Origin of the sequence: Kribbella sp. NPDC056861 (genome assembly GCF_040687575.1) — a bacterium.
Taxonomy (GTDB): Bacteria; Actinomycetota; Actinomycetes; order Propionibacteriales; family Kribbellaceae; genus Kribbella.
In genome coordinates, this window is the sequence record NZ_JBFBNQ010000003.1 from 544,986 (window position 1) to 565,516 (window position 20,531).

Consider the following 20,531-nt stretch of genomic DNA (forward strand, 5'->3'; position numbering starts at 1 on the left):
GTCACTCGGGGACGTAGATGGCGAGGTATAGAAGGCCCTTGCTGGATTGCCCGTCGACAATGCTCAAGGTGGCCTCTCCGGCGGGGCCTGCAGGCTGGCCGTAGGTCGAGCTAGGGCCATCGCCCAGCCCGGTGCCTGGCTCGGGTGACCCGAGATCGACGTCGAGTTCCGGCTTCAGCCCGGTCAGTTTCGCCTTGAGGGCAACCTTGTCCAGGCTGTGGCCGCCGTAGGCGATGAGATACGGCTTGTCCGCCGGGGTCTCGATGGTCACCTTGCGACTCGTCGCCGCACCGGCCGTCCGCACGTGCCCCACCTTGTAGGTGTAGCCGCCGTACTCGATCACGTTGCTGAGTTCGACAGTTCCGTCGAGGCTCTCGACGAACCGGCGCGGGGCAAGGCTGTAGGCACCGACCCCGATGCGCAGGTCGGGGATGCCGATCACCGTCTTGCCCGCTGAGTCCACCACCTGCACGGTCACCTCGACCGTCTGGCCCGGCGCGGTCGTGATCCGGCTCGGTCCGCGGGGATCCTGGGCGAGCTCTCCGCGTCTGCCGCTGCAAGGCACCGGATCGCCTCCTCGGCCGTTGATGCTGACCTTGAGCGAGAACTCGTCGGGAACGTAGACATCGTTGGCGGTGCAGAACGGCCGCAGACCGGTGGCCGCGTTGACGGCCTGGAAGCGCAGTGTCAGCTTCTGCGTCCCCAGGTCGCCGATCACTGCCTTGATCAGGGGGTCGCCGGCCACTTTTGCAGGGAACCTGAAGCCGTCCCTCACATAGTCGCCAGGATCAGCCGCCGGCGTGCGGACCGGGAGTCCGGCGACAGCGGGGTCCTTCTGCTGGTCCACTGATCGGTAGATGCCGAGCGCCAGGCCGGCCGTCGAACCGTCCTCCTCGCCCGACAACAGGTCCTGCGCGAAGACGCGGACCTTCGCTACCTGGCCGGGCGGCGCCTGAAGCCAGAGCGTGTGGTCCGACGGCACCGACTTGAGGTGCCTGGGTGAACCGCCGGTGTCGTCGCAGGCTTCGTCCAGGACCAGACGCCCGTTGATCGTCACCCTGACGGTTTGATCCCTGGTCGCTGTCGTCCGACAGTACGGGCGGAAGGTGACACTGGTGCTCGTCGGTGTCCAGTCGAACTCGAGCGTGTTGCGGCCGGGCACGGCGATCTCGGCCTTGTCCAGCCAGTCGGAGCCGATCGCGCCCGGGATGACGATGCCGTCCCGGGTGTAGTTCGCCGGCGGCTTGGCCGGGTCCGGCGCCGAGTTGTTGACGGCGTTGGGGAGAACGCCGACGACCAGCGCCACGGCTGCCGCGGCGCCGGCGACGGCGGTCGCTGCCCGGCGGCGTCTGAGCGTCGTGGTCCGGCGGCGAATGGTGGGGATCGGCACCGGAGTGGTGGAGTCGATCTCGGTGGCCTGGGTCTGCAACTGGGCGCGGAGGTCGTCGAGATTCATGCGCGTCCCTCCTTTGCCGGACTGTGGTCGAAGAGCCTGGGATCGATGCGCAGCTTGGCCAGGGCCCGGCTGGTCTGGCTCTTCACCGTGCCGACCGAGCAGTTGAGCAGCCGGGCTGTTTCGGCTTCGGTGAGGTCCTCGTAGAAGCGCAGCACGATGACGGCTCGCATCCGTTTGGGGAGGCGGCGGAGGGCCTCGGACAGGTCGGTGCTGGTCTCGACGCCGGACTGGGCGCCGGGGTCGGTCACCTCGGGGAGTTGCTCGGTGGGGTACTCGCCGTTCCAGCGGCGACGCCACCAGGAGGTGTAGGTGTTGACCATGGTGCGGCGGACATAGGGCATCGGGTCGTCGGCCTCGATCCGCTTCCAGACCAGCCAGCACTTGGCGAGGGTGGCTTGCACCAGGTCCTCGGCCGAGGCGCGGTTCTGGGTGAGCAGGTACGCAGTACGCAGCAAGGCCGTGTACTGCGTACTCGCGAACCTCTCGAAGTCCGCCGGCCCGCTCATCCCGGCCCTGGTCGTGTGCACATTCGACAAGAGCGGGTGAGCGGGGCGGATGGTTGCATGCGGGTTTCAGTCGGCGGGCAGGTAGAGCGCGAGGACGAGTACGCCGGCGGTGAACTTGCCGGCGGACAGTTCGAGCTTGACGGTGCCGGCCGGGCGAGGCCCCTCGCCGGCTGTGCCGATGCCGCCGGCGGTGTTGTTGGTCCCTGTGCTCAGGCCGGTGACGCTGACCTGGGCGGCGTCGCCGGCCAGCGTGCTCGATCCGTAGGAGACCAGATACGGCTTGTCCGCGGGGGTGGCGAGCTCGAGCTGCCGTGCGGTCCGGGCCTCGGCGGTCTTCAGGTCGGCGAGTCGGTAGTTGCGGCCGTTGTACTCCCTGACCTCGTCCAGGAACGTGTCGCCGACGACCCGCTGCTTGCCCTTGGCGTAGATGCCCAGACCGATCCAGTCGTTCGGCTTGGTGATCGGCTTGCCGGCCTTGTCCTCCAGTCGCACCGACACCGTCACCCGTTGCCCAGCCGGCGGCGACTGGCCGGGGATGAAGCTGGTCCCGACGCCGGCGTCGGTCGACGCACCGGTGCAGGAGCCGCTGCTGACCTGCTGACCGTTGAAGCTGATGCTGGTCTGGTACTGCGCCTCGGGTCCGGGACTCGACGCTGTGCAGAAGTCGGTGACACTGATCGGCCCGCCGGTCGCCGTGAAGCTGAACTCGACCGAGTTCTTGCCGCGGTCGGCGATGCCGGCGGCGAGCAGGGTGTCGCCGCCGATCTTGGCGCGGTACCGGATGCCGTCCTTGACGTAGTCGTCGGGGGAGGTCGGCGGCGCCTGGGTCGGTGGCGCCGGGACCGGCTCGAAGGCGGTCCGGTAGATGCCCAGGGCAACTTGAGTCCCCGGGTCCTGCACGGAGCGGCCGTTGCCGTCGGTGAGCTGGACGACGACGCGGGCCGGCTTTCCGGCCGGAGCGACCAGCCACAGCGCGTTGTCGGCCAGCACGCTGGTTCCGCCACCGAGTGAGTCCTGGTCGGTGCCGCAGTCGTTGGTGCCGACGAGATAGTCGTTGATCGTGACGGTTGCGTACCGCGGGATGCCCCGGTCGTTGACGCAGTAGTTGACGAACCTCGTGGCCTGGGCCTTCGGTGTCCAGCTGAAGGCGAGCGTGCCCTGGCCCTTGTCCCCGATCCAGCCCTTCTCCAGTTGGTCCTTGCCTTCGAGGCCGTGCAGGACCATGCCGTCCTTGACGTAGTCGCGCGGTACATCGCTCGCCGGGGCCGGGGTTGAGGTGGTCAGACTCGGGAGGACGAAAGCAAACGCGGCGATCGCAGCCACTCCGCCCGCGATCCCGGCCGCCCCTACCATCCGCCGGCGCTTGGTCTGGGTGATCTTGCGATGTACCCCGGCCAGCAGATCCGGGGTCTCGTCGGTCGTGTTGGCGCGGGTGGTCAGTTCGTCGCGCAGGTCGGTGAGCTTCATCGTGTGGCCTCCCGGTCAGCGACGGGGTCGGTGGTCAGCAGGGCCGGGTCGAGGCGCAGTTTGGCGAACGCCTTGCTGGTCTGGCTTTTCACGGTGCCGGGGCTGCAGTTGAGGACCCGGGCCGTCTCGGCCTCGGAGAGGTCCTCGTAGTAACGCAGTACGACGACCGCGCGTTGCCGGCGGGGGAGTCGCTGGAGTGCTTGCCAGATGTCGGTGCGCTCGACCCCACTGGCCGGTACTGCGTACTCCGGCAGTTCGTCGGTCGGCTGTTCGCCGTTCCAGCGGCGGCGCCACCAGGAGGCGTAGGTGTTGACCATGATCTTGCGGACGTACGGCTCGGGGTCGCCGCCCTCGATCCGGGACCAGGCGAACCAGGCCTTGGCCAAGGCGGTCTGCACCAGGTCTTCGGCCAGCGCGTGGTCCTGGGTCAGCAGGTAGGCGGTCCGCAGCAGCTTGCGGGATCGCGCGAGCACGAACGCGTCGAACCCCTCAGCAGCCGTCACCGGTCGCCCCGTTCCCCGTGCACGCAGTGTGAGCGTGCTGTCGTCGATGGTCACATCATGGAGGACCACCGGGGTCTGCCGATCGGTTGCCCGAAACACACTGTTCGTCGAAAAGTTTCACCCGAGGTCTGTTCAGAGGGTGGATAGTGACGCGAGAGTTACCGGTGACAGGCGCGTTTCGCCCCAAATGCGACCCGGAGGTACTTCGATGACGAAACACTTTTCTAGGCCTTTGCCCAGAATTCTGGCCATCCTGGCATTGTTCGCCGCGATGCTCGGCGCCACCATCACCACCCAGACGGTGACCGCGACCAAGGCGTACGCCGACGGTTGCTACACCTGGGGTCGCGCCCTCAGCCAGGGCACCAGCGGCGAAGACGTCCGCCAGTTGCAGATCCGGGTCGCCGGCTATCCGGCGTACGGCGCTCACATCGCCACCGACGGCGTCTTCGGTCCGGCCACCAAGGCGGCGGTGGTTCGCTTCCAGCAGGCGTACGGGCTGGCGGCCGACGGTGTCGCGGGTGCGGCCACGTTCAGCAAGTTCTACGCGCTGCAGGACGACGACTGCACGCCGATCCACTTCACCTATGCCGAGCTCGACGACGGTTGTGGCGGTTCCGGGTACGACGGCGGTCCGTTGTCGGAGGCGGCGACCAAGGCCAACGCGCTGCAGACGATGTGGCAGCTCGAGGCGCTGCGGCACGCGCTCGGCGACAAGTCGCTCAACATCAGCAGCGGCTTCCGCAGCATTCCGTGCAACCGGTCGGTCGGCGGGGCGAGCAACAGTGAGCACCTGTACGGCCGGTCCGCCGACGTCGTCGGGGTGCACTCGTTCTGCACGATCGCCAAGCAGGCCCGGTACCACGGCTTCGGTGGCATCCTCGGCCCCGGCTACCCGGCGCACGACGACCACGCCCACATCGACATCCGTACCAGCAACTTCTGGTCCGCCCCCAACTGCGGGATCTAGACCGCTGGGACCAACTGAAGCAGCGTGATGCCCGCCGGCCGGTCGAGGTGCTCGGCACTGAGACCGGCCGCGCGGGCGGCGACCACATCCAGCTCCAGGTTGTCGCCGATCATCAAGGTCTCGGCCGGATCGACGCCGAGCGCCTCGCAGGTCAACAGGTATGCCTCGGGAGCCGGCTTGCTGAAGCCCAGGCTCTGCGAGGTCGCGACGGCATCGATATACGAAGCCAGCCCGATCGCCGCCAGCTTGGCGTTCTGCTGCAGGGTTGCCCCGTTGGTCAGTACGCCGATCCGCCAGCCGTTGCTCTTGGCAACCTTCAGGGCGGGCTCGGCGTCGGGGAAGGCGGCCCAGCTCTGCTCGTACAGGTTCAGGAAGCCCGCGAAGACCTCGTCCAGCTCCTCGTCGGTGGCCGGCACCGGCTGGCCGATCACCGGGAGGAAGTCGCGCAAGCGGCCGCGGCGCTGACCTTGGTGGGCCAGCTGCCCCGCCAGCCAGGCGTCGAAGTTGCGCTGCTCGACCTCGAACCAGGCGGCCAGCAGCTCGTCGGTCAGCTCCACGCCGGCCAGCGTCGGGAGCCAGCCGCGCAGGGTGGTGGTGACCGAGGCGGTGTGGTCGAAGAGGGTGTTGTCCAGGTCGAAGATGACCGCCTTCACGCGGAGGTCACCGAGTCCCGGTTGAGTTCGCGGTGGTTGGCGTAGCCGGACAGGGCCAGGGTGAGATCGAGCTCGGCCAGCAGGCAGCGCAGTACGTGCTCGACTCCGGCCTGGCCCGCGAGAGCGAGACCGTACAGGAACGGGCGGCCGAGCAGGACTGCCTTCGCGCCCAGCGCCAGCGCCTTGGCTGCGTCGGCGCCGGTCCGGATGCCCGAGTCGAACAGGATCGTCACCTGCTCGCCGACCGCGTCCGCGATCGCCGGGAGGGCGTCCAGGGCGGCGATCGCGCCGTCGACCTGGCGGCCGCCGTGGTTGGACACGACCAGCCCGTCGATGCCGTGCTCGGCCGCGAGCTTGGCGTCGTCAACCGAGGTGATGCCCTTCAGCACGATCGGGCCGTCCCAGTTGTCGCGCAGGAAGGACAGCTCGTCCCAGCCGAGTCCGACGTTCGGGAACATCTGCGCCCAGTGCATCACCGCCGCCGTCGGGTCCTCGGTGACCGGCTTGGCGAGCTTGGCCTGGAAGGCGGGGTCGGTGAAGTAGTTCGCCAGCCCCTCGCCCTTGAGGAACGGCAGGAAACCGCGGTCGAGGTCGGCCGGGCGCCAGCCGATCGTGCCGGTGTCCAGGGTGACCACCAGGACGGAGTACCCGTTGTTTTTGGCGCGCTGGAGGAAGCTCAGGCAGACGTCCTTGTCGGTCGGCCAGTACAGCTGGTACCACTTGCTGTCCGCCTCGATCTGCTCGAACGCGTGACTGGCCTGGGTGGAGTGCGTGTAGGTCAGCCCGAGCGCGCTGGCGGCTCGCGCGGTGGCCAGCTCGCCGTCGGGGTGGGCCAGCGTCTGGACGCCGACCGGCGCGATCAGCACCGGCGCGGGCATCTTGGTGCCGAGGATCGTGCAGGACAGGTCACGCTCGGTGCTGCCGCGCAGCATCCGCGGGACGATCCGCCACCGGTCGAACGCGGCCAGGTTGGCGCGGGCGGTCGAGCCGCTGCCGGCGCTCGGCACGATGTACCCCATCGCCTCGGCCGACAGACTTCCGGCCGCCTGCGACTCCAGCCGGGACAGATCCGTCGTGATCTCCGGCCGGGTGTTCTGGAACATCCCCTGGACGTAGATGCTCAGCTGGTGGTCGCCGTAGTTCGCCATGCTGGATGCTTTCACGTCCGCCCGCACGGGCTCAACGGGTCGGATGCGACAATCAGGTGTGACAAGTTCGGTGACTCCTGACAATCCGGTGAGCTCTCGACGGGTCGGCCTGGCGCTGCTGGCGTTGGCGACCGGTGGGTTCGCGATCGGGACCACCGAGTTCGTGACGATGGGGCTGCTGCCGCAGATCGCCGACGGGGTGGAGATCTCGATCCCGACCGCGGGGCACGTCATCTCGGCGTACGCGATCGGGGTGGTGGTCGGCGCTCCGGTGATCGCGGCCCTCGGGGCGCGGACCGGACGCAAGCGGCTGCTGCTCGGGCTGATGGCGGTGTTTGTCGTTGGCAACGTTCTGTCGGCTGTTGCCAACAGCTACGAACTGCTGATGGCGGCGCGGTTCCTGACCGGGCTGCCGCACGGCGCCTTCTTCGGGATCGGTGCGGTGGTCGGCGCGTCCATGGTGCCGGTCAACCGGCGGGCCTGGGCGGTCTCGATGATGATGGTCGGGTTGCCGGTGGCAAACATTGTCGGGGTGCCGGTGACCACCTTACTGGGCCAGCGATTCGGCTGGCAGTTGCCGTTCCTTGCCGTCGGCATCCTTGGCCTGCTGACCCTGGTCGCGGTCTGGTTCTGGGTCGGGCCGCAGCGGGTCGGCAACGACGTGAACGTGCGCAGTGAGCTGAGCGCGCTGGCCAAGCCGCAGGTCTGGATGGCGTTGCTGGTCGGCATGGTGGGCTTCGGCGGAATGTTCGCGACGTACTCGTACATCACGCCGACGATGACCGAGCTGGCCGGCTTCAGCGAGGCCGCGGTGACGATCGTGCTGGCCGTCTACGGCATTGGGATGACCGGTGGCACCCTGGTCGGCGGCCGGCTCGCCGACCGCGCGCTGATGCCGAGCCTGTACGGCGGACTGGTTGCGGTCACCATGGTGCTGGCGACCTTCGGCTGGCTGGCGCACAGCAAGGCGGGTGCGCTGGTCGGCGTCTTCGCGCTCGGCTTCAGCGCGAGCATCCTGATCCCGGCGTTGCAGACCCGTTTGATGGACGTCGCGCACGAAGGTCAGTCGCTGGCCGCGTCGCTCAACCACTCGACTCTCAACGTCGCCAACGCGCTCGGTGCCTGGCTCGGCAGCGTCGTACTGTCGGCCGGTTACGGCTACGAATGGCCCAGCCGGGTCGGCGCCGCCCTCGCCGTCGCCGGGCTGATCCTGGCACTCGTGTCAGGCCAGATGGACCGGCGTACGGCGAAGGTGGCGGCTGCGGCTTAGCGGTTGCGGTTGTAAAGCAGGCAGAGCGCGCCGGACTCGGTCGGCGTCGAGTCGGCCAGCGACCACGAAGTACCGGGCAGGCCTTCGGGGAAGAAGCGGGCGCCGCCGCCGACCAGTTCCGGGGCGAGGGTGATCGAGAGCCGGTCCAGCTCGTCGGCCTCGAGCAGGTTCTGGATGATGCTCGTGCTGGCCAGTACGACGATGTCGCCACCTTCCTGCTGGCGCAGTTCCTTCACGGTGGTGGCGGGGTCGGCGGTCGCGAGCCGGGAGTTGGCCCAGGGCGTCTGCTGGAGTGTGGTCGAGAAGACCACCTTCTCCACCTCGTTGAGCCAGCGGGAGAACTCACGGTCCTTCGGGTCGGCTTCGGCCATCTCGGCGACGCCCGGCCAGAAGCCGCCGAAGCCCTCGTAGTTGTTCCGGCCGAGCAGCACGGTCGTCGCCGCCTGGCTGGTGACCCGGAGCATGTGGCTGCGGGAGCCGTCGGTGGTGGCGTGCGGCACGATCCAGCCCATGTCGTACGGGCCACCGGTGCCGCTGATCCGGCCGTCCAGCGAGAGCGCGATGTTGCCGACGACAGTGCGGGATGCAGGGGTGCTCATGGTGGTGTCCTCCAGTCTCGGCCGGTCGTTGTCCGGCGCTTCATCAGCTTCGCCCGCCGGCGCCGGTCAGGGCGTCACCAGATCTGGTGAACCTCCGGTCCACGGAATCAGGGGCGTGTCCGGGGCGTCGCCTGAGCCGGGCCCTTCGGTGGCTTGGTTGGATGGGGGTATGGCGACCTTGACGTTGAGCGGCCCGGACCTGGTACGCCGGCGCGGGCTGCGGCAGATGCGGGCGGTGGCACTGTCACTGCTGGTGCTGGCCGCGGTGATCTACGTGCTGACCCTGCACGACACCGGCGCGTGGGGTTATGTGAACGCGGCCTCCGAGGCAGCGATGGTCGGCGCGCTGGCGGACTGGTTCGCGGTCACCGCGCTGTTCCGGCACCCGCTCGGGCTGCCGATCCCGCACACGGCGATCGTGCCGACCCGCAAGGACAGCCTGGCCGAGAGCCTGGAGCAGTTTGTCACCGAGAACTTCCTGTCCGAGGAGGTGATCGGTGAGAAGATGCGCACCGCCGAGGTGAGCCGCCGGGCCGGCGAATGGCTGGCGGCCGGCAACCACGCCGAGCGGATCGTCGAGGAGGGCGCCCGGACGGTCGGCGCCGCCCTGCCGAAGCTCGGCGACGACGACGTGACGGCGTTCGTCCGCGGCTCGCTGCTGCCGCGGTTCGCCGAGGAGCCGCTCAGCCCGATCGCCGGGCACTTCCTCGGCTCGGTGGTCGACGACGGCGCGCACCATGCCTTGTTCGACCTGCTGATGGTCGAGGCGTACGACTGGCTGGCCGACAACCGGGACCTGCTCGCCGAGGTGGTCGGCCCGCGCGCGCCGCGCTGGTCACCGCGCTGGGTCGACTCGATCGTCGTCGACCGGATCCACCGGGAGGCGCTGGCGTGGCTGGCCGCAGTACGGGACGACCCGGCGCATCCGGCCCGCAAGGCACTCGACCGGCTGCTGATCAAGCTCGCCGACGACCTGCAGAACGACCCCGAGATGATGGACCGGTTCGAGGCGTTCAAACGCCGGATGCTCACCCACCCCGACATGGGCACCAGCCTGACCGCGGTCTGGGACGCCGCCCGAACCGCTCTGATCGGCGCCATCGGCGACCCGGAAGGCCCGCTCCGGCTGCGCGCCACCCAGAAGATCAAGGACCTCGGCAAACGCCTGCAGACCGACGAACCGCTGATGGCCAAGGTCGACACCCGCGCCGCCGAAGCAGTCAGCTACGTCGTCCGCACCTACGGCACCGAGATCGTCTCGATCATCTCCGACACGATCGAACGCTGGGACGGCCGCGAAGCCGCCGCCCGGATCGAACTCCACGTCGGCCGCGACCTCCAGTTCATCCGCATCAACGGCACGGTGGTCGGAGCCCTGGTGGGCTTGATCATTCACACCTTCAGCCAACTGCTGTAGCCGCCACTCCAGACGGCGAGTGCGCTTCCGCGGAACTCTGCCAGTCGCTGAGTCGTCCGATGAGCCAGACGAACGGCTGGATCTGACCAGTGAGCACGCAAGTGCCCGCGATCACGCTCGCAAGCAGGCGCTCAACGTTTCGTGAGCACAGCGCAGCTGTCGCCTCATCCGTGACGAGTCGAAGCGAACAGGCGGGCGTCGCGCCTGTGCTGTCGGGCTTTCGGCTGACCCCGTGTTCGTCAATCCGAACGACCAGATCCTCTTCCCTTCCTGGCCGTGCGATCGTCACCACGAGCTGTGGTGACGATGCGGGACGCTCGGCCAGGACGGATTCCAGATAGGTTGCCAACGCGTCAGCCCAGTTCGCCACGTCCAGATCATCGTGCGGCGTGGGAACCGTCGCGGCTGTCGATGGACCACGAGGTGTTCCTGATTCCGCATCGGCGGCGATCAGGGCCTGTACCGTCTCGTCGACGTCTGCCCGGGTATGGGATGACGAGCAGATGAACCTCAGGCGGCCTCGCCCGCGCTCGACAATGGGATACGTCACGGCGGCGACATGGACACCCCGCCGGAAGAGCCCTCGGGCGATCGCCTGCAGCTTCTCGCCGTCGGCGAAGAAGGGGGTGACGACGAGCCCGTCTCCGGTGCCGAGTTCGTAGCCGGCGTCCGAGAGACGCTTCCGCAGGTAGTGGGCGGTGTCCCACAGCCTGGCCCGCAGCGCGTCGCCTACAGCGACCTTCCGCAGAGCGGCGAGGGCCGCCCCCACGTCGGCCGGTGAGATGTTCGCCTGGAAGACGTATGACCTCGCTGACGCCCTCAGCAAGGCGATGTGTTGCTCCTGGGCGGCGACCACACCGCCGATACTCCCGAGGGCCTTGCTCAGGGTCGTCAGGATGAAGTCGACTTGCTCGGTGACGCCTTCCGAGGCGCACAGTCCGGCACCCCGCCTGCCGTAGAGCCCGAACGAATGGGCCTCGTCCACCAGCACAAGCGCGCCGAACTCCTTCGCGGCGGACACGATCTCGCGCAGCGGCGCTGCCCCCTCGCCCATGCTGTACACGCTCTCGAGCACCACCAGGGTCGTACGGTAGGGCGAGGACTCCGTTGTGAGGATCGCCCGTAGGTCGGCCACGTCGTTGTGCCGCCAGGTCCGCACCTTCGCGCCGCTCAGCCGAGCTCCGTCCACCAGGGAGGCGTGGCAGAGCTGGTCCATCACCACGACGTCCTGACTGCCGACGATTCCGGCGACGGCGCCGAGGCTCGCGGTGAAGCCGGTGGGGAACAGGCAGGCGGCCGGTTTGCCCACCATCGCGGCGAATTCTTGTTCGAACGCCAGGTGGAGATCGGTCTGCCCCGAGCCCGCCGCTGAAATGCCCATCCCGGTACCGAACCGGTCCAGCGCATCGCGTGCCTCCTCGATCACCCCCTCGTCGCGGTTGAGTCCGAGGTAGAGATTGGTGGTCCAGATGAGCGCCTCGTATTCCTCACCCGTACTCAGGTCAGCGACCAGGCCCCGCTCGGCACTTCCGGTGCGGATGACCTTTCCGTACGGGTCCAGTCCCGAGCGCGCCAGGAGCCCCCGGAAACGCTGGACGAGTGCGCCCCGGTCGGTCGCGGACCAGGCCGGCGCCTTGGCGGCGAAGGCCGGCGGGTACCCGGACCGGACCTGGGCCTGGAACGCATCGAGTCGATCTGCGGCGCCGACACCCCGCGGTCCGGGCCCTTCGCCGTCGCCGGAAGCACGGCCCTGCAACAGCAAGGCCTGCAGGCCGTTGACGGCCTCGTTGGGAGTCATCTGCTCGACCAGGACGGCTGACGGCAGGTCAACGGCCAGACCGCGCGACAGACGGGCAGTGAGCTCCGCGATGTCCAGCGAATCGAACCCCTGCGCAGCCAGCGGTTCGTCCGGCCGGACCGCATCGGCGCCAGGGGCGCCGAGCAGCAGCGCCGCCTCCTCCCTCACCATGACGAGCAGCGACGATCGTCGCTGCTCGTGCGACGAGGGCAGCGCACCGGATTCGGTCCGCGAGGCGACCGGGTCGTCGCCTCCCGTCTTCAACTCGGAAGCGGCCTCGTCGCCGCGGTGCGCGGGTGCGGGCAGCCGAAGCCGGTCGACCTTGCCGTTGGCCAGTTTCGGCATCTCCGCCAGCACCATGACGTGGTGCGGGATCATGTACTTCGGCAGGCGGTCGGCCAGCAGGGAGCGCAACGTCGATGCAGTCACCGACTCCTGCCAGCTCACCGCGTACGCCATCAGGAGACTTTTGCCCTCGCCGGTGGGGACAACAACGACCGCGGCCTCGTCCACTCCGGGCATCGAGGCCAGCACGGCCTCGATCTCGTCGAGCTCGATCCGGTGGCCGCGGATCTTGACTTGCCGGTCGGTGCGGCCGAGGAACTCGAGCTCCCCTGTTTCCGTCCACCGGCACAGGTCGCCGGTCCGGTAGATCCGCTGCTCCGGAACCAGTCCGTCCGGCGCGAGGGCCGGGAAGCTCTGCCTGGTGCGTTCGTCGTCATGGAGGTACCCCCTCGCCAGCTGGTCGCCGGCGAGAGCCAGCTCTCCCGCCGTACCGGCCGGCACCTGCTGCAGAAACTCGTCCACCACGTACGCTCGCGCGCCCGGGACCGGACTGCCGATGGTGATCGGCCCGCTTCCCACTTCGGCGGCGGTGATGAACACGGTGGCCTCGGTCGGACCGTAGACGTTCACGACCCGCGGCGCACCAGGATCAGCGTGCAACCGCGCCGCCAGCGAGCGGGACAGGACCTCACCCCCCAGCACCACGCACCGCAACCCACCGGGCAGTGGCCCGGTCGCGAGCAACGCCCTCATCGCGGACGGCACCATGACGGCCGTGCGCACGCGGTGCGCTGCGGGCAGCTCGCGCAAGGCAAGCACGTTCTCGGACAGGACGACCGTGCCACCGAGGACCAGCGTGCCCAGAATCTCCATCACCGAGGGGTCGAAGCAGACCGAGGTCGCGGCCAGGACGCCCGCCAGGTCCTCGTCGCCGAGCAGTCGCCGCATCGAGGCGGCCATCGCTACCACGCTGCGGTGCTCGACCGCCACGCCTTTGGGCTTCCCGGTCGACCCCGACGTGTAGATGACGTAGGCGAGATCATCGGCCGAACAGGCCGCCGGCGAGGTCGCCGGGCGGTCCGGCACCAGGTCGAGGCGCACGCGATCGGGGGCCGCCGCGCACAGCGGCGCCGTACCGGCATCGACGACCACCGACGCCACCCGGGAATGCTCGATCAGGTAGCGCACCCGTTCAGCCGGGTAGGAGGGGTCCATCGGCACATAGGCGCAGCCTGCCCGCAGTACTCCCAGCAGGGTCGCGATCAGCTCCCACGTCCGGCCAAGGCACACGCCGACCAGCGCCCCCGGTGCCACGCCCCGGGCTGCCAGCTCCTCGGCGATCACCTCCGCCTGGGCCCGCAGTCGCTCGTAGCTGATCTCGACCGACCCGTCCACGACAGCGATCTGACTCCGCTGGCACGCGGCCTGAGCCTCGAACAGCCCCCAGACGGTCTCGTCCGAGTTGTCGCCCGCAGCGGATGCGCGCGCGTCTCCGCGGTCCGGGACATCCGCTGTCCCGCGGGCGGCCCCAGTTTCGGCGTGATGCATCTTCTGCTCCCAACAACTAGCGACCTCACCGACTGGCTGCCGCATCCTCACCGGCGAAATCGCCGCCCCAGCTCCGCCCCGATCTCTGTACCCACGCACGATCTCAGACCCCAGGGGCATCTCAGCGCGCTCGGCAGCCGGAAGAGCGCATTGGGACCCGCGATTCCAGGCTCCGCAGGCCCTGCTGAGCTGTGTACCCTGCCGCCATGACTGGGGTGTGGGGGAGAGTGTGGATCGCCGGGGCTACGGCCCTGGCGATCGTGGCGGGTGGGGTGTCGTGCGCCGCGGCTGGGCGGGACGAGAAGTCCAAGGCGGCGGGAGCTTCGGTGACGCCGTCGGCGACCGGGCCGGTGCTGTCGGCCGAGGAGATCGCCGAGCAGAAGATGCTGGCGGCGATCGACGTCACGCTCAAGGCCCGGGCTACCGCCTTGCAGGCCGGGCAGTTGCCGCAGTACCTGGCTACGAGTGATCCGAAGAACGCCAAGCTGGTGCAGCGGGACAAGCAGGTGTTCGCGAATCTGCGGCAGATCGGGATGAAGCAGGTCAGCTATCTGCGGCAGGTCAGTTTCAGTCCGGAGTTGCGGCCGAAGCTGGGGAAGAACGCGCGGGCGGTCCGGATCAAGATGCTGACGCAGATCGCGGGGATCGACCCGGCGCCGCGGTTGACCCAGCTGGGCTACACGTTTGTCGAGCGCGACGGCCGGTGGCTGGTGGTCGACGACGATGACGCGGAGTCGGGGGATCGCGGAGAGGGGCGGGAGCCCTGGGAGCTTGGGGAGATCGAGGTGTCGCGGGGGCGCGGCGTGCTGGTGATCTCGTCACCGGGCGAGGGGGAGAACGGGCGGCGGTTGGTGCGGGAGGCCGAGGCTGCCGTGCCGCTGGTTCGGGCCACCGCCAAGCGGGCTCAGGCCGGCATTCTGGTGGTGGCGATGGCGGCGCCTCGGTCGTGGAGCGGGTTCGAGACCGGTGGGCATCCGGCCGGGGCCGTGGCCCAGCGCAACCTGACGCCGACGAACGCGGAGGCCACGGAGTTCAAGGTCACCGCCAGCCGGATCGTGATCAATCCGACCGAGCGGAAGGAAGCGGATCGTGCTCTGCTGGCGCACGAGTTCGCTCATGCGGCGATGTCGCCGCTCGGTGAGGGTGCGCCGACCTGGCTGGTGGAGGGCTACGCGGAGTACGTCCAGTACAAGATGCTGGAACAGAGCAACTTCAGTGACTTCGTCGACCGCGAGCGCCGCGAGTTCCGCCGTGAACTCAAGGCGCTGGTGGTGCTGCCGATCGACGGCGTCTTCCATGGTGACTACGACGAGAACAGCTACGGCGTCGCCTGGCTGATCGTCGAACACCTGGTCAAGACCTACGGCCAGACCACCGTCAACGCGTTCTACACCGAGCTCGCGAAGGGCGCGGACGATCCGGTCCTTCGCGACAAGGCGTTGGTCAAGTACTTCAAGCTCACCGAGCCGGCGCTGGTGGCAGCGCTGAAGAAGGCGAGCTAGTCGACGGTCCAGGTGTCGGAGCCGTTGATCAGCGACTGGAGGTCGCCGCCGGACTGGGACTCCTTCGAGGTGGCGACCTGCTGGCGGACCTGATCGTCGTACGCCGGGTGGTCGACCGCCCGGAAGACGCCGATCGGGGCCTGGTGCAGGATGCCGCCGTCGGTCAACCGGGACAGGGCGAACGCGTACGCCGGGTCCTCGGTGTGGGCGTCGTGGACGACCAGGTCGGACTCGCCGCCCGGCAGGTCGGCAACCTCCTTCACCGCAAGGGATGCGAAGCCGTCGCGGACGACACCCAGGTGCCCGTCGGCGCCGAACCGAATCGGTTCCCCGTGCACCAGCGGGATGATCGCGTCGTCGCGGGTCTCCGGGTTCTTGATCGCGTCGAAGGCGTTGTCGTTGAAGATCGGGCAGTTCTGGTAGATCTCCACGAACGCCGTGCCGCGGTGCTCGGCGGCGGCACGCAGTACGGAGGTGAGGTGTTTGCGGTCGGAGTCGACCGTCCGCGCGACGAAGGTCGCCTCCGCGCCGAGTGCCAGCGAGACCGGGTTGAACGGGTTGTCGACCGAGCCCATCGGCGTCGACTTGGTGACCTTGCCCGGCTCGGAGGTGGGCGAGTACTGGCCCTTGGTCAGGCCGTAGATCCGGTTGTTGAACAGCAGGATCTTCAGGTTCACGTTGCGCCGCAGGGTGTGGATCAGGTGGTTGCCGCCGATCGACAGCGCGTCGCCGTCACCGGTCACCACCCAGACGCTCAGGTCGGGCCGGGCCACCGCCAGCCCGGTCGCGATCGCCGGCGCGCGGCCGTGGATCGAGTGCATCCCGTACGTCGACAGGTAGTACGGGAAGCGCGACGAACAACCGATCCCGGAGACCATCGCGACGTTCTCGCGCTTGATCCCGAGCTCGGGCAGAAACCCCTGAAAAGCAGCCAGTACGGCGTAGTCGCCACACCCCGGGCACCAGCGGACCTCCTGGTCCGACACGTACTCCTTGCGGTTCTGCGGCTCGGTGGCAGCCGGTACTCCGGCCAGCCCGCCCGGCATGCTCGGCAGTCCGAGATCGATGCTCACAGTGCTCCCTCCGGGTGGTGGATGCCGTTCGGCGGCGTCCGCAGCGCCTCGCCATGGGTGACCGCGGCGGCGGCCTCGCCGAGATGCCGCGCGTCGTCGTCGATGCCCTCGGTCTCCTCGACCAGGTTGCCGATCACCTCGGCCAGCTCTGCGGCGCCCAGCGGCATCCCGCGGACCTGCGCGTAGGAGACGACATCGACCAGGTACTTCGCGCGCAGCAGCATCGCGAGCTGGCCGAGGTTCATCTCCGGCACCAGCACCTTGTCGTACTGCGCGAGCACCTCGCCCAGGTTGGCCGGGAACGGGTTCAGGTGCCGCAGATGCGTCTGGGCGATCTTGCCGCCGACCCTGCGGACCCGGCGAACGGCGGCCCCGATCGGGCCGTAGGTGCTGCCCCAGCCGAGCACCAGCACCTTCGCAGTACCGTCCGGGTCGTCGACTTCGAGCGGCGGCACGGTGATGCCGTCCACCTTCGCCTGGCGGGTGCGGATCATCAGGTCGTGGTTGGCCGGGTCGTAGGAGATGTTGCCGGTCCTGTCCTCCTTCTCCAGCCCGCCGACGCGGTGGTCGAGGCCCGGCGTACCGGGGATGGCCCAGGCGCGCGCCAGGGTCTCCGGGTCGCGGACGTAGGGGAGGTAGACCGGCTCGCCCTTGTCGTTGGTCGCGTTCGGCTCGGTGGTGAAGTTCGGGTCGATGGTCGGCAGGTCGTCGATCCGCGGGATCTGCCAGGGCTCGGAGCCGTTGGCCAGATAGCCGTCGGACAACACCATCACCGGGGTGCGGTAGGTGACCGCGATCCGGGCCGCCTCGACCGCGATCGCGAAACAGTCCGCGGGGGACTGGGCGGCGATCACCGGCAGCGGCGACTCGCCGTTGCGGCCGAACATCACCTGCAGCAGGTCGGCCTGCTCGGTCTTGGTCGGCATCCCGGTCGACGGGCCGGCCCGCTGGATGTCGCAGACGATCAGCGGCAGCTCGAGCATCAACGCGAGACCGATCGTCTCGGACTTCAGGCTGATGCCCGGCCCGGACGACACCGTCACGCCCAGCGAGCCGCCGAACGAGGCGCCCAGCGCGGCGCCGACCGCGGCGATCTCGTCCTCGGCCTGGATCGTGGTCACGTCGAACCGCTTCAGCTTGGACAGCTCGTGCAGTACGTCGGAAGCCGGCGTGATCGGGTACGCGCCGAGCACCAGCGGCAGCCCGGTCCGCGAGGCGCCCGCCACCAGGCCGTACGCCATCGCCAGGTTGCCGGAGATGTTGCGGTAGGTGCCGGTCGCCATCCGGGCCGGCTTCACCTCGTACCGGACCGAGAACTCCTCGGCCGTCTCGCCGAAGTTGTAGCCGGCCCGGAAGGCCGCGATGTTGGCGTCGCGGATGTCGGGCTTGCCGGCGAACTTGGTCTGCAGGAACTCGATCGTCGACTCGGTCGGCCGCTGGAACAGCCAGGAGACCAGGCCGAGGGCGTACATGTTCTTGGCCCGGGAGGCGTCCTTGCGGGACAGCCCGAACTCCTTGACCGACTCCACCGTCATCCCGGTCAGGTTGAGGCCGATCACGTGGTACGCCTCGAGCTCGCCGGTCTCCAGCGGGTTCGCGTCGTACCCGATCCGTTTCAGGTTCCGGGCGGTGAAGTCGGCGGTGTCGACGATCAGCGTCGCGCCGCGCGGTACCTCGGGCAGGTTCGCCTTCAGCGCCGCCGGGTTCATCGCGATCAGCACGTCGGGCGCGTCGCCGGGGGTCAGGATGTCGTGATCGGCGAAGTGCAGCTGGAACGACGAGACCCCTGGCAGGGTCCCGGCAGGCGCCCGGATCTCGGCCGGGAAGTTGGGCAGCGTCGACAGGTCGTTGCCGAACGATGCCGTCTCCGCGGTGAATCGGTCCCCCGTGAGCTGCATTCCGTCGCCGGAGTCACCGGCGAAACGGATCACCACGCGGTCGAGCTGCTTGACCTCGATCGTCACTGGTCAGTCATCTCCAAGTCAGAGCTTGGGCCGGCCGGTCCGTGGCTGACGGTCCGGTCGATCCCCCCGGTCGGGCGGTACCTCAATCTTAGGTCGCCCTTCGAACGGAACCATGGACACGACGGCATGGTCCACAGCCTGGGACCGGCTTGACGCCGGAAGCCGCCGGTGTGACCGAGAGCAGTCGTTCGCTTGCCAACAGCAGTCAGGTCCGGCAGGGTGTCTTCATCAAGCTGTGATCTATCCCGGGTGCCACTCGGGCTCGAAGGAGTTCGACCATGGGCCTTCGCCCGTACGCCGGTCTGCTGGCCGCCGCCGCGCTGATTCTGACCGGCTGCGCCGCCACACCCGCGCCCGCCGAGAGTGCCCTGTCGGTGCAGGAGGCCAAGGCGGTTCCGGCCGCCGTCGCGACGACTCCGGTCCGCACGGTGAAGATCACCAGCATCAAGACCACCGACGCCACCAAGGGTGTGCTGACCGTGGTCGGGCAGATCACCCCGGCGCCGGTCGCCAAGTCGCGGGTCTCGCTGCAGCGCTGGTCGTCGAGCGGGCGCAAGTGGGAGGAGATCGGCCACGGGGTCACCTCGGGCACCAGCATCACGATCCCGCCGACCGTGCCGGGCTCGGTGAAGACGTACCGGCTCTCGATCGGCCCGCAGGCGCCGTACGCCGCGGCCGTGTCGCCGATGATCAGCTTCTCGCACTACGTCTATCGCGGGATCTTCAAGAAGCCGCTGCTCGCCGCGGGCGGCAAGGGGCACCCGGAGTTCAACGTCGTACCGGTGAGCGAAGGACCGCGCCGGGCCGAGGCGGAGTTGCTGGCCGACAAGGCGGGTCTGGTCTGGGGCGACGTCGACACCACCGGCTGCCGCTGGGTGCGCACGTTCCTCGGCAACATCACCGACGGCACCATCCGGGCATCCCTGCTGAACGGCGCCAAGGCGGTCGGCACGCTGGACATGCTGCAGGAGACCGAGGGCTGGCTCAACCGGGACATCCTCGGCGTCACCAGAATGCGCCTCCAGATCGCCGACGTGAAGTCCGGCTACGGCCCGATCGTCGCCATCGACGCATTGCTGCTCTGCACCAACTAGTCTTTAGCCCGTGCAGACCTATGGCGTAGTCGGCGCGATCGTCGTCCTGGGCCTGCTCGGGTTGCTGGGCGCCTTCGCGCTGAACAAGGCGCTGACGATCACCTACTCGACCCCGGACAAGCTGAAGACGTACGAGTCGGGCGTCGACCCGGTCGGCGAAGGCTGGGCCCAGGTCCACATCCGCTACTACCTCTTCGCCTACCTCTACGTGATCTTCGCCGTGGACGCGGTCTACCTGTTCCCGTGGGCAACTGTCTTCGCCGAGGTCGGCGTGGCCAGCCTGATCGAGATGTTCATCTTCCTGGCCTTCGTCGCGGTCGGCCTCCTCTACGCCTACCGCAAGGGCGTTCTCAGCTGGACCTGATCACCGCTCCGCGAGAGCCTTGGCGATGGCCCAGTCCTGGGGGCCGACGCCGACCGACTTGAAGACCGTGCGGCCGGTGGGTTCGGGGTGGCCGGTGAGGGCGGTGCCGAGTTCGAGCAGCGCTGACTGGGCGAGGGTGCCTGAGGTGACGGCGTCGATGATCTCGCCGGACTCTTCCATGGCGGCTTCCACCTGATCGACCATGACGGTCGAGGCGGTGGCGAGCAGGTCGCGGGGGAGTTCTCGCATCGTCGGGCGGAAGGCGCCGATCGCGTTGACGTGGACCCGGTCGGGGAGGGCGTCGGCGGTGAAGAGTGGGGTCGAGGACGAGGTCGCGCAGCAGACGATGTGGGCGGCGGCGATCGAGTCGTTGATCGACGTACCGGGGGTGAAGTTCACCTCGGGGTACTCCGCGGCCAGGGTCTTCGCCAGCGCGGTGGCCCGGTGCAGGTCCCGGCCCGTGACGGTGACCTCGGCGATACGGCGTACGGCGAGAACCGCGCGGACCTGGTCGGCGGCTTGGGCGCCGGTGCCGAGCAGGGACAGCCGGGTCGCGTCAGGGACGGCCAGCAGATCGGTGGCGACTCCGACGACAGCGCCGGTCCGGAGAGTGGTGATGGAGGTGCCGTCGGCAACCAGTTGTTCGCCGTCGCCGGTCCAGATCACGGTCGCGCGGATCGCCGGCACCTGGTCGAGCGCGATGCCGATCTTCTTCACCACCGCGGTCCCGCTCGGCGCGTGGTACGCCGACATCACCAGCACCGCGCCGTCGCCGAAGCTCTGCCGGGCCGGCAGGACGAAGTTGCCTGCCGCGAGTTCGAGGAAGGCAGCCCGGACGGCGTCGATCGCGGCCGGCATCGGGACGGTACTGCGGACGTCTTCCGCGCTCAGGACCTTCATACTCGGCGACGTTA

17 protein-coding genes are annotated in these 20,531 nt (G+C 68.9%); 6 read left to right on the top strand and 11 right to left on the bottom strand.

Going from position 1 to position 20,531, the window contains the following annotated elements; translation table 11 throughout:
• Window position 1: 1 nt before the first annotated feature.
• From AB0P21_RS16355 to AB0P21_RS16370, 4 genes are all read right to left on the bottom strand, one after another.
• Entirely contained in the window at window positions 2-1,456 is a 1,455-nt protein-coding gene (locus AB0P21_RS16355) for a hypothetical protein (protein WP_363697378.1), read from the bottom strand.
• Window positions 1,453-1,962, bottom strand: coding sequence for a SigE family RNA polymerase sigma factor (locus AB0P21_RS16360; protein ID WP_363697380.1), 510 nt, complete (start codon window positions 1,960-1,962; stop codon window positions 1,453-1,455). Before AB0P21_RS16360 ends, AB0P21_RS16355 begins: the two co-directional genes overlap by 4 nt.
• A gap of 66 nt (window positions 1,963-2,028) precedes the next feature.
• Window positions 2,029-3,429 (bottom strand): hypothetical protein, encoded by a 1,401-nt coding sequence (locus AB0P21_RS16365; RefSeq protein ID WP_363697381.1) that lies wholly within the window; start codon window positions 3,427-3,429, stop codon window positions 2,029-2,031.
• A complete protein-coding gene (locus AB0P21_RS16370) occupies window positions 3,426-3,932 on the bottom strand; it encodes a SigE family RNA polymerase sigma factor (RefSeq protein WP_363697382.1) in 507 nt (168 codons plus the stop codon). The genes AB0P21_RS16365 and AB0P21_RS16370 overlap by 4 nt, the downstream gene beginning before the upstream one ends.
• Before the next feature lie 232 nt (window positions 3,933-4,164).
• Between AB0P21_RS16370 and AB0P21_RS16375 the strand changes: the two genes are divergently transcribed.
• Window positions 4,165-4,902 carry a D-Ala-D-Ala carboxypeptidase family metallohydrolase gene (locus tag AB0P21_RS16375; RefSeq protein ID WP_363697384.1) on the top strand — a complete coding sequence of 246 codons (738 nt, stop codon included), beginning with the start codon at window positions 4,165-4,167 and terminating at the stop codon, window positions 4,900-4,902.
• On the opposite strand, the gene AB0P21_RS16380 is transcribed toward AB0P21_RS16375, so the two are convergent.
• Window positions 4,899-5,555, bottom strand: coding sequence for an HAD family hydrolase (locus AB0P21_RS16380; RefSeq protein ID WP_363697386.1), 657 nt, complete (start codon window positions 5,553-5,555; stop codon window positions 4,899-4,901). The genes AB0P21_RS16375 and AB0P21_RS16380 overlap by 4 nt on opposite strands.
• A complete protein-coding gene (locus AB0P21_RS16385) occupies window positions 5,552-6,703 on the bottom strand; it encodes an alpha-hydroxy-acid oxidizing protein (protein ID WP_363697387.1) in 1,152 nt (383 codons plus the stop codon). The genes AB0P21_RS16380 and AB0P21_RS16385 overlap by 4 nt, the downstream gene beginning before the upstream one ends.
• Before the next feature lie 88 nt (window positions 6,704-6,791).
• Here AB0P21_RS16385 and AB0P21_RS16390 point away from each other — a divergent pair, with 88 nt between their 5' ends.
• On the top strand, window positions 6,792-7,973 hold the full coding sequence (locus AB0P21_RS16390) for an MFS transporter (RefSeq protein WP_363697388.1): 1,182 nt from the start codon (window positions 6,792-6,794) through the stop codon (window positions 7,971-7,973).
• On the opposite strand, the gene AB0P21_RS16395 is transcribed toward AB0P21_RS16390, so the two are convergent.
• A complete protein-coding gene (locus AB0P21_RS16395) occupies window positions 7,970-8,572 on the bottom strand; it encodes a dihydrofolate reductase family protein (RefSeq protein WP_363697389.1) in 603 nt (200 codons plus the stop codon). The genes AB0P21_RS16390 and AB0P21_RS16395 overlap by 4 nt on opposite strands.
• Window positions 8,573-8,741: 169 nt before the next feature.
• Between AB0P21_RS16395 and AB0P21_RS16400 the strand changes: the two genes are divergently transcribed.
• Window positions 8,742-9,989 (top strand): DUF445 domain-containing protein, encoded by a 1,248-nt coding sequence (locus AB0P21_RS16400; RefSeq protein WP_363697391.1) that lies wholly within the window; start codon window positions 8,742-8,744, stop codon window positions 9,987-9,989.
• Here the strand turns inward: AB0P21_RS16400 and AB0P21_RS16405 are convergent.
• Complete coding sequence (locus AB0P21_RS16405; protein WP_363697392.1) at window positions 9,973-13,620, bottom strand: amino acid adenylation domain-containing protein; 3,648 nt, start codon at window positions 13,618-13,620, stop codon at window positions 9,973-9,975. The two genes, AB0P21_RS16400 and AB0P21_RS16405, sit on opposite strands and share 17 nt — an antisense overlap.
• 206 nt (window positions 13,621-13,826) lie before the next feature.
• Here AB0P21_RS16405 and AB0P21_RS16410 point away from each other — a divergent pair, with 206 nt between their 5' ends.
• Window positions 13,827-15,122: a hypothetical protein gene (locus AB0P21_RS16410; RefSeq protein ID WP_363697393.1), complete on the top strand. Its 1,296-nt coding sequence runs from the start codon at window positions 13,827-13,829 to the stop codon at window positions 15,120-15,122.
• Here the strand turns inward: AB0P21_RS16410 and AB0P21_RS16415 are convergent.
• Together AB0P21_RS16415 and AB0P21_RS16420 are read right to left on the bottom strand one after the other, a co-directional pair.
• Window positions 15,119-16,168 (bottom strand): 2-oxoacid:ferredoxin oxidoreductase subunit beta, encoded by a 1,050-nt coding sequence (locus AB0P21_RS16415; RefSeq protein ID WP_363698437.1) that lies wholly within the window; start codon window positions 16,166-16,168, stop codon window positions 15,119-15,121. The two genes, AB0P21_RS16410 and AB0P21_RS16415, sit on opposite strands and share 4 nt — an antisense overlap.
• A 23-nt stretch (window positions 16,169-16,191) precedes the next feature.
• Window positions 16,192-18,159 carry a 2-oxoacid:acceptor oxidoreductase subunit alpha gene (locus tag AB0P21_RS16420; RefSeq protein WP_363697395.1) on the bottom strand — a complete coding sequence of 656 codons (1,968 nt, stop codon included), beginning with the start codon at window positions 18,157-18,159 and terminating at the stop codon, window positions 16,192-16,194.
• 278 nt (window positions 18,160-18,437) lie between these two features.
• On the opposite strand from AB0P21_RS16420, the gene AB0P21_RS16425 reads away from it, so the two are divergent.
• Complete coding sequence (locus tag AB0P21_RS16425; RefSeq protein WP_363697396.1) at window positions 18,438-19,253, top strand: hypothetical protein; 816 nt, start codon at window positions 18,438-18,440, stop codon at window positions 19,251-19,253.
• A 10-nt stretch (window positions 19,254-19,263) separates the two neighbouring features.
• On the top strand, window positions 19,264-19,617 hold the full coding sequence (locus AB0P21_RS16430; RefSeq protein WP_363697397.1) for an NADH-quinone oxidoreductase subunit A: 354 nt from the start codon (window positions 19,264-19,266) through the stop codon (window positions 19,615-19,617).
• Here the strand turns inward: AB0P21_RS16430 and AB0P21_RS16435 are convergent, their stop codons facing one another.
• Window positions 19,618-20,517 carry an ornithine cyclodeaminase family protein gene (locus tag AB0P21_RS16435; RefSeq protein WP_363697399.1) on the bottom strand — a complete coding sequence of 300 codons (900 nt, stop codon included), beginning with the start codon at window positions 20,515-20,517 and terminating at the stop codon, window positions 19,618-19,620.
• Window positions 20,518-20,531 lie beyond the last annotated feature (14 nt).

Coding starts and splice junctions, on each gene's coding strand:
- AB0P21_RS16355 (WP_363697378.1), bottom strand. CDS start 1,456: ATGAATCTCGACGACCTCCGCGCCCAGTTGCAGACCCAGGCCACCGAG.
- AB0P21_RS16360 (WP_363697380.1), bottom strand. CDS start 1,962: ATGAGCGGGCCGGCGGACTTCGAGAGGTTCGCGAGTACGCAGTACACG.
- AB0P21_RS16365 (WP_363697381.1), bottom strand. CDS start 3,429: ATGAAGCTCACCGACCTGCGCGACGAACTGACCACCCGCGCCAACACG.
- AB0P21_RS16385 (WP_363697387.1), bottom strand. CDS start 6,703: ATGGCGAACTACGGCGACCACCAGCTGAGCATCTACGTCCAGGGGATG.
- AB0P21_RS16395 (WP_363697389.1), bottom strand. CDS start 8,572: ATGAGCACCCCTGCATCCCGCACTGTCGTCGGCAACATCGCGCTCTCG.
- AB0P21_RS16400 (WP_363697391.1), top strand. CDS start 8,742: ATGGCGACCTTGACGTTGAGCGGCCCGGACCTGGTACGCCGGCGCGGG.
- AB0P21_RS16405 (WP_363697392.1), bottom strand. CDS start 13,620: ATGCATCACGCCGAAACTGGGGCCGCCCGCGGGACAGCGGATGTCCCG.
- AB0P21_RS16410 (WP_363697393.1), top strand. CDS start 13,827: ATGACTGGGGTGTGGGGGAGAGTGTGGATCGCCGGGGCTACGGCCCTG.
- AB0P21_RS16415 (WP_363698437.1), bottom strand. CDS start 16,168: ATGCCGGGCGGGCTGGCCGGAGTACCGGCTGCCACCGAGCCGCAGAAC.
- AB0P21_RS16425 (WP_363697396.1), top strand. CDS start 18,438: ATGGGCCTTCGCCCGTACGCCGGTCTGCTGGCCGCCGCCGCGCTGATT.
- AB0P21_RS16435 (WP_363697399.1), bottom strand. CDS start 20,517: ATGAAGGTCCTGAGCGCGGAAGACGTCCGCAGTACCGTCCCGATGCCG.